This is a genomic window from Flavobacterium aquidurense (assembly GCF_031458035.1).
GTDB lineage: Bacteria > Bacteroidota > Bacteroidia > Flavobacteriales > Flavobacteriaceae > Flavobacterium > Flavobacterium aquidurense_C.
Window position 1 is genome coordinate 50,110 of sequence record NZ_JAVDXR010000009.1, and the last position, 17,158, is coordinate 67,267.

13 protein-coding genes are annotated in these 17,158 nt (G+C 36.5%); all 13 read right to left on the bottom strand.

The window, feature by feature from the left end:
- Positions 1-114 precede the first annotated feature (114 nt).
- The 13 genes from J2X17_RS14600 to J2X17_RS14660 all read right to left on the bottom strand — a co-directional run bounded on the left by J2X17_RS14600 (position 115) and on the right by J2X17_RS14660 (position 17,157).
- Positions 115-2,049: a family 2A encapsulin nanocompartment cargo protein cysteine desulfurase gene (locus J2X17_RS14600; RefSeq protein WP_310299470.1), complete on the bottom strand. Its 1,935-nt coding sequence runs from the start codon at positions 2,047-2,049 to the stop codon at positions 115-117.
- Positions 2,033-2,953, bottom strand: a complete 921-nt coding sequence (locus tag J2X17_RS14605; RefSeq protein WP_310299472.1) for a family 2A encapsulin nanocompartment shell protein — start codon at positions 2,951-2,953, stop codon at positions 2,033-2,035. Before J2X17_RS14605 ends, J2X17_RS14600 begins: the two co-directional genes overlap by 17 nt.
- A gap of 74 nt (positions 2,954-3,027) precedes the next feature.
- Positions 3,028-3,939, bottom strand: a complete 912-nt coding sequence (cysK, locus tag J2X17_RS14610) for a cysteine synthase A (RefSeq protein WP_310299474.1) — start codon at positions 3,937-3,939, stop codon at positions 3,028-3,030.
- A gap of 16 nt (positions 3,940-3,955) precedes the next feature.
- A complete protein-coding gene (epsC, locus tag J2X17_RS14615) occupies positions 3,956-4,780 on the bottom strand; it encodes a serine O-acetyltransferase EpsC (RefSeq protein WP_310299476.1) in 825 nt (274 codons plus the stop codon).
- 30 nt (positions 4,781-4,810) lie between these two features.
- Positions 4,811-6,469, bottom strand: coding sequence for an arylsulfatase (locus tag J2X17_RS14620; RefSeq protein ID WP_310299479.1), 1,659 nt, complete (start codon positions 6,467-6,469; stop codon positions 4,811-4,813).
- Between the two features lie 751 nt (positions 6,470-7,220).
- Positions 7,221-8,483 (bottom strand): YeiH family protein, encoded by a 1,263-nt coding sequence (locus J2X17_RS14625; RefSeq protein ID WP_310299481.1) that lies wholly within the window; start codon positions 8,481-8,483, stop codon positions 7,221-7,223.
- A 178-nt stretch (positions 8,484-8,661) separates the two neighbouring features.
- The gene (locus tag J2X17_RS14630) at positions 8,662-10,281 is read right to left on the bottom strand and encodes a sulfatase-like hydrolase/transferase (RefSeq protein ID WP_310299483.1); all 1,620 of its coding nucleotides are present in this window, start codon (positions 10,279-10,281) and stop codon (positions 8,662-8,664) included.
- 11 nt (positions 10,282-10,292) lie between these two features.
- Positions 10,293-11,009, bottom strand: a complete 717-nt coding sequence (locus tag J2X17_RS14635; protein WP_310299485.1) for a rhodanese-like domain-containing protein — start codon at positions 11,007-11,009, stop codon at positions 10,293-10,295.
- A 106-nt stretch (positions 11,010-11,115) separates the two neighbouring features.
- Positions 11,116-12,177 carry a sterol desaturase family protein gene (locus J2X17_RS14640; protein WP_310299487.1) on the bottom strand — a complete coding sequence of 354 codons (1,062 nt, stop codon included), beginning with the start codon at positions 12,175-12,177 and terminating at the stop codon, positions 11,116-11,118.
- 284 nt (positions 12,178-12,461) lie between these two features.
- Positions 12,462-13,055, bottom strand: a complete 594-nt coding sequence (locus J2X17_RS14645; protein ID WP_310299489.1) for a DUF1214 domain-containing protein — start codon at positions 13,053-13,055, stop codon at positions 12,462-12,464.
- A gap of 20 nt (positions 13,056-13,075) precedes the next feature.
- The gene (locus J2X17_RS14650; protein WP_310299491.1) at positions 13,076-13,627 is read right to left on the bottom strand and encodes a DUF1254 domain-containing protein; all 552 of its coding nucleotides are present in this window, start codon (positions 13,625-13,627) and stop codon (positions 13,076-13,078) included.
- A gap of 102 nt (positions 13,628-13,729) precedes the next feature.
- Positions 13,730-15,655, bottom strand: coding sequence for an arylsulfatase (locus J2X17_RS14655; protein WP_310299494.1), 1,926 nt, complete (start codon positions 15,653-15,655; stop codon positions 13,730-13,732).
- Positions 15,656-15,684: 29 nt separating this feature from the next.
- Positions 15,685-17,157, bottom strand: a complete 1,473-nt coding sequence (locus J2X17_RS14660) for a RagB/SusD family nutrient uptake outer membrane protein (RefSeq protein WP_310299497.1) — start codon at positions 17,155-17,157, stop codon at positions 15,685-15,687.
- Position 17,158 lies beyond the last annotated feature (1 nt).

A 17,158-nucleotide genomic window follows, 5' to 3' on the forward strand; every position in this document is an offset into this window, starting at 1 on the left:
AAATAAAAAAGCGACTGTTCAGGAAAACAATCGCTTTTGGTTATAATTACTTAAAATATCAAAAAAAGTAATTATTATTTTGAGTTGATATGAAATGCAAACTCTGTTTTTATTCTAAAATCGAACCTTTTTTAGTTCCCACAGGACTTTTATAAAAGTATCAACATCTTGTGTGGTATTGTAAAATGCTAATGAAGGCCGGACCGTAGTTTCGACTCCCATTCTGCGTAAAATAGGCTGCGCACAATGATGTCCTGTTCTTACTGCAACGCCTTCTTTGTTAAGAGCTTGTCCAACCTGATCGTTAGTGTATCCCTGCAAATTAAAAGATAACACACTTGCTTTTTCTTTGGCAGTACCTATTAATCGTACGCCCGGAATTTCTTTCAGCAAACGCGTTGCATAGTCCAGCAGATAATGTTCGTATTGGCCAATAGCGTCAATTCCTAATTTTGTTACATAATCAATGGCAGCACCAAGACCAATTGCATCTGCAATATTACCTGTTCCGGCCTCAAAACGATTCGGAGCTTTGTGGTATTTTATCTCCTCAAAAGTCACATCCTGAATCATATTTCCCCCAGATTGATACGGCTGCATTTCGTTCAGTAATTCTTCTTTACCATATAAAGCTCCAATTCCTGTTGGTCCAAAAAGTTTATGTCCCGAGAAAACCAGCCAATCCGGATTTAAATCCTGAACATCAACTTTCATATGTGAAACTGATTGTGCGCCGTCAATTAAAACTTTGGCTCCGGCTGCATGTGCCATTTCGACTATTTTTTTGGCAGGAGTAACCGTTCCAAGTGCATTTGAAACCTGTGTGAAAGCAACCAAACGTGTTTTTGAATTCAGCAGTTTTGCATATTCGTCTAACAAAATCTGACCGTCATCATCAACCGGAATTACTCTCAGTTTTAAACCTTTTTTATCAGCGAGTCTTTTCCACGGAACTATATTCGCGTGATGTTCCAGATTACTGACAATAATTTCATCTCCGGCAACTAAATTATGATCTCCCCAGCTTTGAGCGACAAGATTAATTCCTTCTGTAGCGCCTCGGACAAAGACAATTTCGTTTACTGAACCAGCATTTAAAAAAGCTTTTACTTTTTCTCTCGCTGCCTCGTAAGCATCTGATGCACGTGCCGCTAATTCATGTGCCGCACGATGAATGTTCGAATTTTCATGCTCGTAAAAATAAGCGATTCGATCAATAACCGATTGTGGCTTTTGAGTAGTTGCAGCATTATCAAACCAAATTAACGGTTTGCCATTTACGGTTTCTTTCAGAATCGGAAAATCTTTTTTGATTAAGGATGGGTCAAAATGACTTCCTGCAATTCCGCTAATTTCTTTAGATCCAAAAGTACTTCCAACAATCGCATTTGTATTTTTTTGATCGAAAGCAAACGGATTCTGATCTAAAAAATAATACGAATTTGCAGCTTCACTTCCGCCTGACGGAAAAGCAACACGCTTTCTGAATTGTGTATCAACAGATTCCAAAGCTGCTTTTAACTCTGTTTCAAAAGAAGAGTTTTGCGTCTGAAATGGTAAATAGTCATTATTCAGAAAAAGGGCTGAAAAAAAGCTTTCTTCATTTAATTGAGGTGCACCGCTGTTTTTTAGATTAATATCTTGAAAACCAGTTTGTGGATTGTTGATGTTTAAACCATTACCTTCCGGAATTCCCGATGAAGGAATGCCGTATTGTGGATTAAAACCAGCTCCTGCATTCGGATATAAAGCCGAAGCTCCTGAACTTCCGTAATCAACACCTTGCGGAGAGGCACCAAAACCACCAAATGATGGAAGATTGGGCTGCTCATTTACCGGATTTTGTACTGGAAATGGAGTTAAACCATGAATGTTTCCAGCATGCAGCAACGTTTCTGCAATCTTTGTAGCACGTGGATGTTCTGCTTTATCCGGACTTAGCGAAATTTCTTTAGGAAACTCATTCGGTAAAGTTTTGAACAACTCATTTGCTAAATCCTGCAAATCGTCGATGTTTGGTAAACTGTCAGGGTTAGTATTTGTACTCATGATACTTTTCTATTTCGACATCTTCTAAAACGGCGATAGCGTCATCGACCAAAACGGCTAATGAGCAATAAAGTGATACCAAATACGAAGCAATAGCTCTTTCGTTGATTCCCATAAAACGAACTGATAATCCAGGAGATTGCTCCCCTTGCAAACCAGGCTGAATTAATCCGATAACACCTTGACGGCTTTCTCCGGTTCTCAACAAAATGATTTTTGATTTTCCGTTTTCAATAGGCAATTTATCTGATGGAATAAGCGGAATTCCTCTCCATGTTAAAAATTGTGATCCGAATAATGATGTAGTTGGAGGCGGAACTCCACGACGTGTACATTCGCGTCCAAAAGCGGCAATCGCTAAAGGATGCAATAAAAAGAATCCAGGCTCTTTCCATACTTTTGTAAGCAATTCGTCTAAATCGTCCGGAGTTGGTGCACCGGTTCTGGTTTTTATGATTTGAGATGGTACAACATTGCTTAATAAGCCATAGTCTTTATTATTAATCAATTCGCTTTCCTGACGTTCTTTGATGGTTTCAATAGCCAGTCGAAGCTGTTCAGTAATTTGATTGTATGGTTTGCTGTACAAGTCGGAAACACGTGTATGTACTTCAACAATTGTCTGTACTGCTGCCAGATTATATTCTCTCGGATTTTCAATATAATCGACAAAAGTGTTTGGTAAAACTCTTTCGTCACGAGCAGAACAATCTACCTGAATATGATTGGCGTCTTTTACCTTATTCAAACGAAATACACCTGATTCTACCGGCGTCCAATGTAAAAGGTGCGTTAGCCAGCGTGGCGATGTGGTTCCAATTTGAGGGACTGTACGTGTTGCTATCGCTAACTGTCTTGCTGCAACATCGCCTAATGCGGTCTGTTGTGGTTTAGATTCTGCCATTTTGTTTGTTGTTTTTTAATTGGTTTATAATTTATATTTTGCTAGCTTAAAGTTATTGATAAATTTTGTAAAATCTAATCAAATAACTCATCTACAGATAAATATCTTTCTCCTGTGTCGTAATTAAATGTGAGAATTACTGAATTTTCAGGAATATCTTTTAATTTTTTAGCAATAGCAGACAGCGCTGCACCAGTTGAAATACCGGCAAAAATGCCTTCTTCTTTCGCTATTCTTTTGGTATAATTGTACGATTCATTTTTATCAACCGTTAAGATTTGGTCAACATATTCGCGATTAAAAACTTCCGGAATAAATCCCGCCCCAATTCCCTGAAAAGGATGGGGTGCAGGTAAACCACCACTTAAAACGGGAGATAATGCTGGTTCTACCGCAAAAGTTTTAAGGTTAGGAAAATGCTGTTTCAAAATTTTTGAAACGCCGGTGATATGTCCGCCAGTTCCAACGCCTGTGATGAGGTAATCGATGCCGTCCGGAAAATCGGCTAAAATTTCAAGTGCAGTTGTTCTTTCGTGAATTTCTACGTTGGCTTTATTGGTAAATTGAGAGGGTAGAAATGAATTTTTAATCGTTGAAGCTAATTCTTTCGCTCTTTCAACCGCACCCGAAGTTCCTTTTTCTCTTGGAGTCAAAACAAATTCAGCACCATAAGCATTCAAAATTCTTCTTCTTTCAATACTCATTGATTCCGGCATCACGACAATCACCTTGTAGCCTTTAACAGCTGCAACCAATGAAAGCCCGATTCCGGTATTTCCTGACGTTGGTTCGATAATAACGGTATCTTCGTTTAAAAGTCCTCTTTTCTCAGCATCTTCAATCATTGCAAGGGCAATTCGATCTTTGATACTCGATCCGGGATTTGATTTTTCTAATTTAATCCAAACCTCATGCGATTTAAAAAGTTTATTTAATCTGATGTGAGGAGTGTTTCCTATAGTTTCTAAAATGTTTTGATATTTCATTGGTTTTGATATTTTTTTAAATGGAATAAAAAATGGGTGCCGGAAAAGGATTATTGTCCTTAATCTTAATCTCATTTTTATGATAAACAACTGAATTGGAAGGAACGGTGTACGTCAGCCAGACATTGCCGCCAATGATCGAGCCCTGACCTACAGTGGTCTGGCCGCCAAGTATGGTGCTGTTGGCATAAATGATCACATTATCTTCAATGGTTGGATGTCTTTTTAGAAAAGCTTCGTCTTTTTTTACACTTAAAGCTCCAAGCGTTACACCCTGATAAATCTGTACATTGTTCCCGATAACAGCGGTTTCTCCGATCACGATTCCTGTTCCGTGGTCGATTGCAAAATCGCTTCCAATTTGAGCACCGGGATGAATTTCGATGCTTGTTTTAATATGCGCATATTCTGAAATTGTTCTGGCCAGCAATTTTAAACCTTGTTTCCATAACTGATGTGAAAAACGGTACACCGAAATTGCAAAGAATCCCGGATAAGAATACAAAACTTCTTCCAGAGATTTTGCTGCCGGATCTTTTGTAAAAATAGTCAGTGCATCATTTAGTGCTTCTTTATGCAAACGCGGTATAGTATTGAAAAAGGTCGCTGTCTGTTCTTTATTCTGATCCGCTTTTGAAGAAAAATCCAAAACTAATTCATCAAATTGTTTTTTCAGCTGATTGAATTTGTATTTGATTGTTTCCTCAGATTCGTATGATTTTGATGTATTTGAAAATAAGATGACAAATAAATCATCTATAAACTCATGAATTAATTTCTTTTCAGGAAGAATTAATAGTTCCTGATGCTGCTTTGCAATTTCCTGATAAAATGAATTCATAACTGATTATTTTATGGTTAGAAAATGATCTTATTTTTTGAGCGCTGCACCGCCGGGCATTGTCTCTGGTTTTAGTTTGAATTTGCTGTATTCTACAACTCCTGTACGATCAGCCCACTCGAAATACGAAGCCGAAAGTTTGTTGACAATTCCTGGATTTTGCTGCGCGACATTAGTTGTTTCGCCTCGATCGGTTTCGATGTTGTAAAGTTCCCATTCGTAGGCAGGATAAGTCGAAACTAATTTCCATTTACCATCGCGAACGGCTCTGTTTCCGGCTCTTTCCCAGAATAATGGAGCGCCTCTGTTTACTTCTGAAACGTTGTCAAACAAAACAGGAAGCAAACTTTTTCCAGCAAGTGGATTTGTCGTTACGCCATTATATTCTTTAGGATATTCAATTCCGGCCAATTCATAAAAAGTAGGGGCAAGGTCAATGATGTGTCCGGTTCCTTTATCGATTCTGCCCGCTTTTATTTTAGAAGGAAACCAGGCAATAAACGGAGAACTGAAACCACCTTCGTGCATGTTATTTTTATATTGCTGTAATGGCGTGTTCGATAAGTAAGCCCAGTTTTGTTCCTGATAATCAAATGATCCTGATGTTCCTACAGGTCCGTCATTTCGAACCAAACCTCTTCCTAATGGATTGTAAGTGTTGAATCCGCCTTGAGCGCCGTTGTCTGAAATGAAAATAATCAGCGTGTTTTTATCTTTTTTGAGTGCTTTTAATTTATCCAGAACTTTCCCAACATTCTGATCCATATTATCAACCATAGCGGCGTAAACTTCCATTTTAGCTTTCCAGAATTGTTTTTCGTCGTAGCTTAATTTGCTCCATTCCGGAACTTCAGGATCTCTTGGCGAGACGGTTTGATCGGCTGGTAAAATACCGTTTGCTTTTAGTTTCTGAATTCTTTTTTCTCTTAAAATATCCCAGCCTTCGTCAAATTTACCTCTGTATTTTGCGATATCAACTGGTTTTGCCTGCAACGGCCAGTGTGGCGCGGTAAAAGCCAAATACAAAAAGAAGGGTTTGTTTTCTTTGTTCTGCTCGTCTAAGAAAGTCACTGCATTATTACCAATTTCATCTGTAAAATAATACGAATCATCTTTCGGGTGCAATTCTTCATTATTGCGAATCAATTTTACCGGATAAGGTGTTTTTCCGAAAGGCAAAGCTTTAGTGTCAAAGTAATTGGAAGCACCTTTTAAGATGCCATAAAACTTGTCAAAACCTCTTTGGTTGGGCCATTGCGATTGATCTTCAGAACCCACATGCCATTTTCCTGATAAAAGAGTGCTGTAACCACCGGAGCGGAAAACTTCCCCTAAAGTCAAAGATTCTTTATTTAAATATCCCTGATAGGCGGGAAGACCCAAATTGACATCAAAAAAGCCCATTCCGGCTTTGTGCTGATATTGTCCGGTTAATAAAGATCCTCGCGTTGGAGCACAAATTGAGTTATTGTAAAATTCACGAAGACGTAAACCTTCGCCCGCTAATTTATCAAGATTTGGAGTTTTAATTTCTGACCCGTAATTCCCCAAATCAGAGTAACCCATATCATCTACCATAATCAAAATGACATTTGGCTTTGATGATGCCGTTTGAGCATTCAAATCATTTGCAGTGAAGGCTCCAGCTAAAAGTAGAGAGAATAAATGGTATTTTATTTTGGTATTCATTATAATGTAACTTTTTGTTATTTTTTTTGTTTTAGTTTACTGATAATCAGTGTAATTTACGATTTATGAATTTTGTTTTTTTGAAGTTAATGATAAATGTTCTTTAGGTCTTGCCATTTCTGTTGCCGCAGAAGAGGTCTGTATTTATCTGTAACAATTATGATTCATATTTTTCATTTTCATTTTTCGGTTGTTTTTTGATTTATAGTTATAGCGAATTCCATTTTGAAGCTAAAAGCATCAAATGAAAAGTAACGTTCAATAAAAATTATGGATAGTAAGTAAAGGGTTCGTTTTCTAATTTTAATTGAGAATTTCAAAAAACGAAAAGGGGCGAAGAATTAGCAACAGATACACATATAACATAAGGTGTTATAGGTGTGCTTTTTAGAAAGAATGTACTGCGATCTGTTTGCTGTTGTTTTCAAAATGTAGTTCTTTATAATTAAACTCTACTAATTCTATAGACAAAGTTATATTTAAAATGGTAATATCCAAATTATTCTTTGATTATTTTTTAAAAATAGGAGAGAAGGTAATTTATGATAGTAATTTTTAAGTTTTAATTTATTGATTTTTAATTGTTTAATTGTTTTTATGCTTGCTTGATTTATTTTAAAAAAAATCAAGCAAAGTCACAAAGACGCAAAGTTTTTTCTATTGATTTTTAAACTTTGCGCTTTAGCGACTTTGCGTGAAATAGACATTACATGAATTGACTCAGCATAATATCTGGCCGTCATTATAAAAATTACTTCCCAAAAAGTAAAAAAGCAATAATCAAAGTCACGATAACATTGAATAATTGTGCAATTAGAAAAGCATACAAAGGTTTTCGACTGTTGTTTTGAAGCAAATCCTTAAAATTAGTTTCTAAACCAATGCTTGTAAAAGCTAATGCAAACCAGATGCCCTGGAGATTCTTTAAACTGTCTTTTACACTATCTCTAACTTCAGAAGTGATCAAAAAAGAAAATACAATTGAAGCCAGTATAAAACCAATTACAAACTTTGGGAAACGTTCCCAGATAACGCCTAATGTAGGTTTTGATGCTTTGGCTTCCGCCGAATTATTATGCGTGTACGTCCAGTAAACGGAAATTGCAAAAGCAGCTAATCCTAACAGAACATTTTGAGAAAACTTGACAATAGTACTGATTTTTAATGCTGTTTCTCCAACTAAAGTCCCGGAAGCAACAACCGCTCCCGAAGTGTCGATACTGCCACCTAACCACGCACCAGTGACTTCTTCGGGAAAGTTGAAGTATTTAGCAATTATTGGCATAAAAATCATCATCGGAATTGCGGTTACCAAAACAATCGAAATTACATACGACAGTTTTTTCGAATCGCCTTTTATGGCTCCTGAAGTTGCAATTGCCGCAGAAACACCGCATATAGAAACGGCACTCGAAATCATCATCGTTAATTCATCATCAACTTTTAATTTTCGGCAAAGCCAAAAAGCAAAATACCAAACCGATAAAACGACAATTAAGGCCTGAATTAATCCTAATGAACCTGCTTTTAAAATGTCTGAAAAAATGACACTGGTACCTAATAATACCAATCCGATTTTTACAAAAACTTCTGTAGAAAGAGCAGCGCGAAACCATTCAGGAAGTTTGAAAAAATTACCAATTGCAAGGCCAATGATCAAACTGAAAATAACAGCTTCTAAATTGAGTGCTTTTATTTCAGTATTTCCGGCGATGATTAATGCAAGAACAGTTAAAATATAAACGATCGGAAAAACGACCAGAAAATATTTTACTGATTTTCCAACTAAAAGAGCACCGAAAGTTCCGACCGAAATTAGGTATATAAACTGTATTCCGAGAATTTTCAGGTTTCCGAAAGCAAATACATCCGAAATTAAATCGGTTCCGTTTGACCATTTGAAAACCGGAATTTCAGGAAGGAAAAGAAATAGAGAAATCCCGATGATTAAGAATCCGAGAATAACGACTGTCCAGTCTTCGTGAATGGTGAATTGTTTAGTTTTGGTTGACATATTTTTGGTTTAATTTATCTAAACAGATTTCTATTTAGATTTTATTTTGAATTGCCTCCAGCTTCAGCTGGAGGTAACAGGTTTGTAATTCGAATTGGCTTTAGCCGAATATTATTTGGCTAAAGCCTTAACTATAAATAAATTTAAAACCTCCAGCTGAAGCTGGAGGTAATTCATTTTACAAATCGACAAAGTATTTTTGTTTGCCAAAGTCAAATTCATAATGCGTTAAATTTGGCCATAAAGGTTTTACAAGACCTTTTTCCCAGTTTTGCAACGCCACATGTAATTCTTTTACTTTTGCTGGATTTTTTTGTGCAAGATCTGTTGTTTCCGATTTGTCGTTTGCCAGATTATAAAGCCATTCTTCGTGTGTTTTTCCACTGATAATCAGTTTCCAATCACCGCTTCTAATCGCTTTTGCATCACCTGAACGCCAGTACAATGTTTTGTGGGCTTCGGTATTATTGTTTACTGTACTAATTAAATCAAGACCATCGTAAACACGGTCTTTTGGTAAGCCAGAACCTGTCACAGCTGCTATCGTACTAAAAATATCCAGCGTACTTACCGGAGATTTGTAAATTGTATGCGGTTTGATTTTTCCCTTCCATGACAATGCAAACGGCACATTGACACCGCCTTCAAAATGAGAAAATTTACCACCTTTCAATGGCGCGTTTGTTGTGGCAAAAGTATAATCGGCACCACCATTATCACTTGCAAAAATGATCAGGGTATTTTCTTCTAAACCTTCTTTTTTTACTTTGGCAACAATTCGGCCAATGGCATCATCAAGCGCGCTGATCATCGCAAAATAAACACGTTTGTTTTCGTCTTTTACATTCGGAAAACGGTCGTAATATTTTTTGCGAACCTGAAAAGGCGTATGAGGTGCATTAAACGGAACATAGAGTAAGAAAGGTTTGGTTTTATTTTTATCAATAAAAGCTTCGGCTTCATCAGCAAATGTTTCGGTTAAATAAGCTTTATCATGGATAATAGTTGTATCACGACGGATTTGCCCAATTCCGACACGGCCATTTCCCCAAATTGTTTTATCAGTAAAATCTTTATGATGATGATTGATAATATCCGGATTGTCATCTTCGGGAGTATAAAGCGAAAAAGCCTGATAAAATCCGTAATGATAATCGAAACCACGGTCTAATGGAAAAAATCCTTTGTTATGCCCCAAATGCCATTTTCCGATAATGGCAGTGCTGTAACCTTCTTTTTTGGCCAGATCAGCAAACGTAATTTCAGATTGAGGCAAACCTTGCGTAGCTATAGACGCTTCATTTGGATAATTGATTTTATCATTCAGTCGCCAATTATTGGTATTGATTAAATACTTGAATGCATAAAACTCTAAATTGTTTTTCGGATAGCGGTCGCCTGGCTGGTATTCATGTCCAAAACGTTCCTGATAACGTCCGGTAATCAACCCGGCACGTGAAGGCGAACAAATAGAAGCAGAGACATAACCATCTGTAAAAGTAACTCCGGAAGCTGCCAAAGAATCAATTTGAGGTGTCGGAGTCGATTTTCCGCCGTAGAGCGAAATATCATATTTTCCCAAATCATCAGCAAGAAGAATAATGATATTCGGTTTTTTTTCTTTTGATTTTGAAGTGTCTTTTTGAGCTAAAAATGCTGCTTTTCCTTCAAGTAACTTCTTGTTGGGCTTTATTAATGTTCCATCATTGTTGATGGGCCAGAATAGGAAGGCAGTTATAATTATTAATACAATCAGAATTGGAATTACAATTTTTTTAATTCTTTTAATTGATGCCATAATTTTATTTGTTATTTTGAAGCCAAAGCCAAATCAACATCGTTTTTTAAATCTCCTAAACCGTCTTTTTTGAAAACAATTTTTCCATTTTCATATAAAATCAAAGTAGGGAAAACCTTTACTGTTTTCAAATCGGCTATGACTTGTGGACTTTCTTCTAACTCAATCTGAATAATTTTTAATTTCTCGCCATATTGAGTTCTGAGGTTTTCTAAAATTGGCTTTACTGTTTTGCAGGTTGCACAATATTTAGAACCAATATCTACCAAAACATAATTATTCTCAGCAATTATTTTTTTGTATTCTGCCAGCGTTAATTTGCTTTTCAGGTTGGTGTAAAAAGGTTTTCCGCCTCCAATCCAGCTTGCAATTCCGCCTTCTAAAATATAAATTTCAGTAAACCCTTTTTTTACTAATTCTGTGGATAAAAGGCCACTTCTGTAAGCTGCAATCGAATAAATAAATACGGGTTGTGACGGATTTAAAGCTGCGGCAGCTTTTTCGAAATTATCGGATTTTGTATTGAAATTCACGGCGCCTTCAATATGGTTTAATGCAAATTCTTCGGGACCTCTGGCATCAATTATTTGCGGATTTTTTTGACTTTTAATTTTCGAATAAAAGGCATCCAGTAAAACCACACTTGAACTCTTTTCCTGCGCAAAACCTATTATTGTAAAAAATAGTATAAAGGCTGTAAAACTGGTTTTAAGTATTTTATTTTTCATGATTTTTAATTTTGGAATTTCATTAGAAAGCAATAAAATTAGCAGTGTATTCAAGTTTTTATTTTGAACACACTGCTTCAGTTAGTTTTTGCTTATAATTTAATTTTTAAGATTGAGCCTGCTCGTAATAGATCGGACTCGGAGTAACATTTTCTGGTTTGGCTTTTAATGGAACTGAAAGGACACCATCTGCCAAAGCACTTCCTTCTTTTTTAGATTTGAATATTGGCCATAAAAATTGTGCATACCATTCTTCTTGTTTGTATGATTTCATTCCGTATGATTCTGGATATTTACGTGTAATTAAACCTGTTCCGAAAATCATATCCCAAATGAAAAACATATTTCCGAAGTTGCCTTTAAAATGTCCAACGCCATCTCCGCTTGTATCTGCGTGATGTGCATGATGCGTTGCAGGTGTAGAAATCAATCTTTCTAAAACCCACGCAATCGGATGCAATATTCTGTATTTGTAAAACGGTTTGTCCCATTTAATGCTTGAGTGCGCGCCTAAAGTGATGAAACTTTTAATCACCAAAACAAATAAAGCAGGCAATCCTAAACCTAAATAAGTCAAAGTCGCAGTCAAATAAATTTGAGAGAAGAAAACTGTATAAATAAAGTTTTGTCTGGAAGCCATCGCCATTCCCATGTATGGAGCCGAATGGTGTGTTCTGTGAAAACGCCATAAAAACGGAACCTGGTGGTGCAAACGGTGGTACCAATATTGCGTTAAATCATCGGCAATTGCGATAAGGAAAAATCCTCCCCAGAAGGGAACCCATGAAAGCGTGTTCGCTAAATTTGGAATTAAATAAGGCAATGCAGTCAAACTGAAAAAAGCAATTACTGGTGGTAAAAGCAATTTTGGAGCTAAGAAACAAATGATATCCACTTTACGTTCTTCGCCTGTCCATTCATCATCGTATAAACCGGCACCAAATTCAATCACGCCTAAAACAAGCATGAAAACAGTTAATCCCCAAGTACGAATGTGCTCGAATGCGGGTTTTGAAAATTCTAAAAACGATGGCAAGGTAATATGCGATTCCGCTACAACGCCGTTCGTTAATTTGAAATAAAGGAAAATTGCCAATACAGGCAAGCTGTAAATTAAAAGACTAATGCTTAAATCCCTTGTTAGTTTTTCTTTTTGTACTATGGCCATGATTTCTTATTTTAAAAATTGATTAATTAATGCTAAACCTCCCGCCAAAATGACTAGCGGAACTAAAAAAACAATCGCTCCCACGATAATTTTTTTCCCTATAATTTCATAGTCTACTCGTTTCATGTTCGTAATTTTTTATTTTTTGAATATTTTACTTTATTGATAATCAGTAAATCAAAAGAATTGTAAAAGTAAAAAAATATTTATTCTAATTCTATAGATTTAGTCGAATTTTAATTGTTGAAATTGGGGCAAATTTGTTACAATAATAATTCACGTAATTATTTTATTTTTTGAATTGTCGGAAGCGTTTCAACCGTTAAATTTTCTCTCAGTTTTTCTGAAGGCAAATACAAACGAATAATTAAAGTCGCTTTTTTGACATCGTTGATTGGTAACCAATTTTCTTTTTTCTCAGCGCCTGATAAATTGATTTTATACGAAGTACTGTCTGCTTCATAATTTACATTTTCAAGATTGTAGCTGTATTTGTTTGCTGGGTTTTTAATTAAAAAACCATTTTCGTCATAAGCAGTTATGCTCCAATATTTAGCATCTAATTTTTTTCCGCTAATGATATAATCTGATTTAGGATCTAATGCATTTCCTTCGCTATCAGTGCTAGTGCTTAAATAGATTACTTCTTTTTTTGTCAAAGCATAAGGTCCGTAAACTGCAATTTGGGCGATAGTCAACAGGTCAGCCGTGCTGAGATCTTTATCTTTATCAACCGTTTGCCAGTTGCCTATAGTGCGCTGCGAGTTGCTTTTTCCTGAGGCAATGTTGTAAATTCCAACACCGCTTCCTAATACTATAGCCAAAACGATTAATCCTAATCCTAATGCTATTTTTTTTATTTGTTGATTTAAAGCCATTTTGATTTTATTTTAAGTGATTACTTTCCTAATTTCTCTACGGTAACACCATGCTGCAATTCGGAAAGAGTTTTTACCGGATATGCTTTTGAAACTAAATAGCGAAACAGAATTAATCCTTTGGTCGTTGGACTGTAGATGATTTTTTCTTTCGGAATATTTTTTAATGCTTCTGAAGTACTTCCTTCCGGAGCTAAATAATATTCGAATTTTGCTTTTACCTGTTCTTCATTTTCAACAAAATAGTTGGTCGTGTTTTCCTGATAAGCAGAAATTGACCAATAGGTTGAATCCGGAACTACCCCTGAAATTTTCAAAACGCTGTCTTTTAGATCATAATTAATTGTCGAATACAAAAAATCAGGATTTGGTAACGGAATTACCCGGCTGTTTTCTGCATTAGGCTGCTCTCCAAACCGAGGTGTATTAATGAAATTAGCGCTTCTTGAGGCGAACTTATCCTGAACATAATAAGGCACCGCCCAAATGGTCAGGTAGTAAAAACTTATTGCAATTACTACAAGGATCAAAGCAAAAATACCTTTTTTGATAAGTGGTTTTGTTGCTGCCATAATTTACTTTTTTTAATATCAGAGCTATCATCATTTCCAAAAATGACAATAGCCCCGATGGATTTTTATTAATTTTTTTAGGAATACTTCCGATACAATTTTCTAATTAGAACTTCCTGCACTTCCAGGTTTACTTGCCTGCTTAATCAAATCCTGAAGTGTTTTACCTTTTTCAGCTCCAGTATTATGAATTCTTCTGTTGTAAACATCCTGCCAGTCAATTAACGGATAAACGTTATTTTCTTTGGCTTGCTCATCAAACAATTTTTTAAGCTCAGCTAATTTCTCCGGATATTTTGCTGCTAAATTGTTACGTTCGTTAAAATCTTCGTTTAAGTTGTACAATTCCCAAACATCAGCATCAAAATTACTTTCTACAGGTTTTTCGTTTTTGCCTAAAGATTTTTTTACTGCAAATGAATCTGGTAAATGTGCCGCTCCGGCTTTCCATCCATCTTTATAAATAGCTCTGTTTCCAAAGATGTAATAGTATTGAACCTTGTGTAATGATTCGGCTTTTGCATTATCTATAGAAGCATAAAAAGAAGAACCCTGAATAATATCCTGTTTTATATTTTTAATGTATTCAGGCGCTTTGATACCTACAATATCTAAAGTTGTTGGAAGTAAATCTGTCACGTGGCTGTACTGATTTCTAATACCGCCTTTTTCCTTAATACCGTTTGGATAAAAAACAATTAGCGGATTGTGTGTTCCTCCTTCAGATTGCGCATCTTGTTTCCAGTTTTTGAAAGGTACATTTGTAGCCTGAGCCCATCCTAAAGGGAAATTGGTATTTAAACCTTTCGCAGTACCAATTTCATCAATATTAGCTAAGTTTTTCTTTAGATTTTCTTCGTCAGATGTACCTTGAGAAAACAAACTTTGGTTTATTGTTCCTTCTGTCGTTCCTTCTTTACTAGCCCCATTGTCTCCAATTGCCAAAAAGATCACGGTGTTATCCAATTGATTTGTTTCTTTTAAATAATTGATAACTCTTCCAATTTCATAATCGGTATAAGTCAGGAATCCTGCGTAAACTTCCATGAAACGAGCGTACACCTTTTTCTGTTCCGGAGTCAGTTTTTTCCAGTCAGCAATCAACGGATTACGTTCTGGTAATACAGCATTCGCCGGAATTACACCTAATTTCTTTTGGTTCGCAATAACCTCTTCGCGGTAAGCATCCCAGCCTTTGTCGAATTTTCCTTTATACGGATCGCTCCATTTTGTAGCCACCTGATGAGGTGCGTGAGCCGCTCCCGGGGCATAATATAAAAAGAAAGGTTTCCCTGGTGCAGCTTTTTGTTGTTTCTGAATATAACTGATGGCTTTGTCTGTAATCAATTCATTTAAATGGCGTCCGTCAGATTTAATGTGAACCTGATCTTCTACTAAATCAGGATTGTACTGATCGGTTTGAGAACCTAAGAATCCGTAGAAATGATCGAAACCTTTTCCGGTTGGCCATCTGTCAAATGGTCCTGCATCTGTCGCATCTTCATCAGGAGTTACACCATATTTTCCAACAGCGAAAGTGTTATAACCATTCTCACGTAAAATTTCTGCAATTGTTCCTTTGTCTGATGGAATTTTTCCGTCCCAACCTGGGAAACCTGCTGATAAAATAGTATGAGAAAAACCGCTTACGTGAACTCTTCCGGAATTTCTTCCTGTCAATAAAGCCGCACGGGTAGGAGCACAAATGGCAGTCGTATGGAAGTTGGTATAACGTAAACCATTATTGGCTAACTGATCAAAATTTGGGGTTTGAATTAAACCTCCAAAAGTGCTTGCAGCTCCAAATCCAACATCATCTAATAAAATCCAAACCACATTTGGTGCACCTTTTGGCGCTTTTACCGGCTCTGGCCAATATTCTTTAGAATCAGCTAAAGTTTTCCCAATAACACCTTTGAATTCTTCAGGTTTAGTCTGGGCAATACCGAATTGCGAAATAAGCAATGCAGTAATCAAAAGCCCTTTTTGCGGACTTTTGATGAAACTGTTGTATTTAAAATTTTTCATAATTATTAGTTTTTTGGTGGTAGTTATTTTTAATATCCAGGATTCTGAGGAAGACCTACAGGATCGATATTTCTTTCACTTTGTGGAATCGGATAAAGGTTATTTCTTTCTGAAACAGAGTTTTTAGCCGTTACTTTTTTTACTTCGGTAACCAAAGTTCCCCAACGAACCAAATCAAACCATCTTTGTCCTTCCTGAACAAATTCTTTTTTGCGTTCTTCCTGAATTGCTGCTCTAAAAGTCACCTGATTTAATCCTGCTAAATCTACTGATGCATCCGGAGTTGTAATTGGTTTTCCGAAAGCTCTGCGTCTTACCTGATTAATCAATTCATACGCTTCAGGTGTAGGTGTTCCCTGCTCATTTATGGCTTCTGCCAAAGACAATAAAATATCGGCATAACGAATAACCGGAAAGTTGATAGCCACGTTTGACGGTGTTGCCAAATTGGTTAAATCCAAATATTTCTTGAAAAGAGGTTTCGGAAAAGTATAAAGAGCTCCTGTTGCCGGATTTGGTAACTGCTTCGCATAACTTACATCTCTTCTGGTGTCTCCGGGCGCATAAATATCATAGAATAAAGCAACATCTGAGATAATATCTGCCGGCTCTGTAGCCGTAAATCCTGTAAAAGAAGTGGCTTGGAAAGTACTTCCACTAGATCCGTTTCCGGCTTGATTTGGTTCGAACTGAACAGAGAAAATATGTTCTTTTCCATTCTTTTTTGCTTTCGCGAAAATATCTCCAAAATTTTCAAAAAGGGCGTAACCGTAACCGCCATTAATAACTTCTCTGGATTTTGCAATGGCATTTGGCCAATCCTTTCTCGTCAAATATACTTTTGCTAAAATCGCTTTTGCAGCTCCGGATGTAGCACGTCCGGCATCATTTGCAGGATAAGTTGCCGGTAAGCTTTCAGCATCTTTCAAATCTGAAATAATCTGAGCATACACCTCGTCTGCAGTAGCTCTTTTTGATTTTAAGCTTTCTAATTGAATAGAAGTTGGTTCATGCAAAACAATTGGAACGCCGCCCCAAAGACGAACTGCCTGAAAATATAATAATGCTCTGATGAATTTAGCTTCCAGAATTAATCTGTTTTTTACAGCATCTGAGCCAGCTACTTTAGGAACGTTATCAATAGAAACATTGGCTCTGTTGATTCCGGCATAAATCTGACGCCACGCTACCTGAACACGGTCAGATGTTGCATCATGCGTTAAACTGCTCAAAGCTCTTACCTGAGGATTTGTTGCCGAAACTCCTGCTGCGGCATAATCTGTAGCCATATCTGTAAGGAAGTAAAGGTTTCTTCCAAATAAACTCTGCTCTCCCGGATCAAGACTTAATGAAGCGTAAACTGCTGTTACACTTGCAATAGCATCGTCCTGAGTTTTAAAGTAATTGTCTTTGGTTACAAAAGAGGTTGGCTGTACCTCTAATTCTGTGCACGATACCAATAGTCCGGCACTTAATAGGAATGTTATAATAATCTTTTTCATT

Coding starts and splice junctions, on each gene's coding strand:
- cysK (WP_310299474.1), bottom strand. CDS start 3,939: ATGAAATATCAAAACATTTTAGAAACTATAGGAAACACTCCTCACATC.
- J2X17_RS14650 (WP_310299491.1), bottom strand. CDS start 13,627: ATGGCAGCAACAAAACCACTTATCAAAAAAGGTATTTTTGCTTTGATC.
- J2X17_RS14660 (WP_310299497.1), bottom strand. CDS start 17,157: ATGAAAAAGATTATTATAACATTCCTATTAAGTGCCGGACTATTGGTA.
- J2X17_RS14640 (WP_310299487.1), bottom strand. CDS start 12,177: ATGGCCATAGTACAAAAAGAAAAACTAACAAGGGATTTAAGCATTAGT.
- J2X17_RS14630 (WP_310299483.1), bottom strand. CDS start 10,281: ATGGCATCAATTAAAAGAATTAAAAAAATTGTAATTCCAATTCTGATT.
- J2X17_RS14625 (WP_310299481.1), bottom strand. CDS start 8,483: ATGTCAACCAAAACTAAACAATTCACCATTCACGAAGACTGGACAGTC.
- J2X17_RS14645 (WP_310299489.1), bottom strand. CDS start 13,055: ATGGCTTTAAATCAACAAATAAAAAAAATAGCATTAGGATTAGGATTA.
- J2X17_RS14655 (WP_310299494.1), bottom strand. CDS start 15,655: ATGAAAAATTTTAAATACAACAGTTTCATCAAAAGTCCGCAAAAAGGG.
- J2X17_RS14600 (WP_310299470.1), bottom strand. CDS start 2,049: ATGAGTACAAATACTAACCCTGACAGTTTACCAAACATCGACGATTTG.
- epsC (WP_310299476.1), bottom strand. CDS start 4,780: ATGAATTCATTTTATCAGGAAATTGCAAAGCAGCATCAGGAACTATTA.
- J2X17_RS14635 (WP_310299485.1), bottom strand. CDS start 11,009: ATGAAAAATAAAATACTTAAAACCAGTTTTACAGCCTTTATACTATTT.
- J2X17_RS14605 (WP_310299472.1), bottom strand. CDS start 2,953: ATGGCAGAATCTAAACCACAACAGACCGCATTAGGCGATGTTGCAGCA.
- J2X17_RS14620 (WP_310299479.1), bottom strand. CDS start 6,469: ATGAATACCAAAATAAAATACCATTTATTCTCTCTACTTTTAGCTGGA.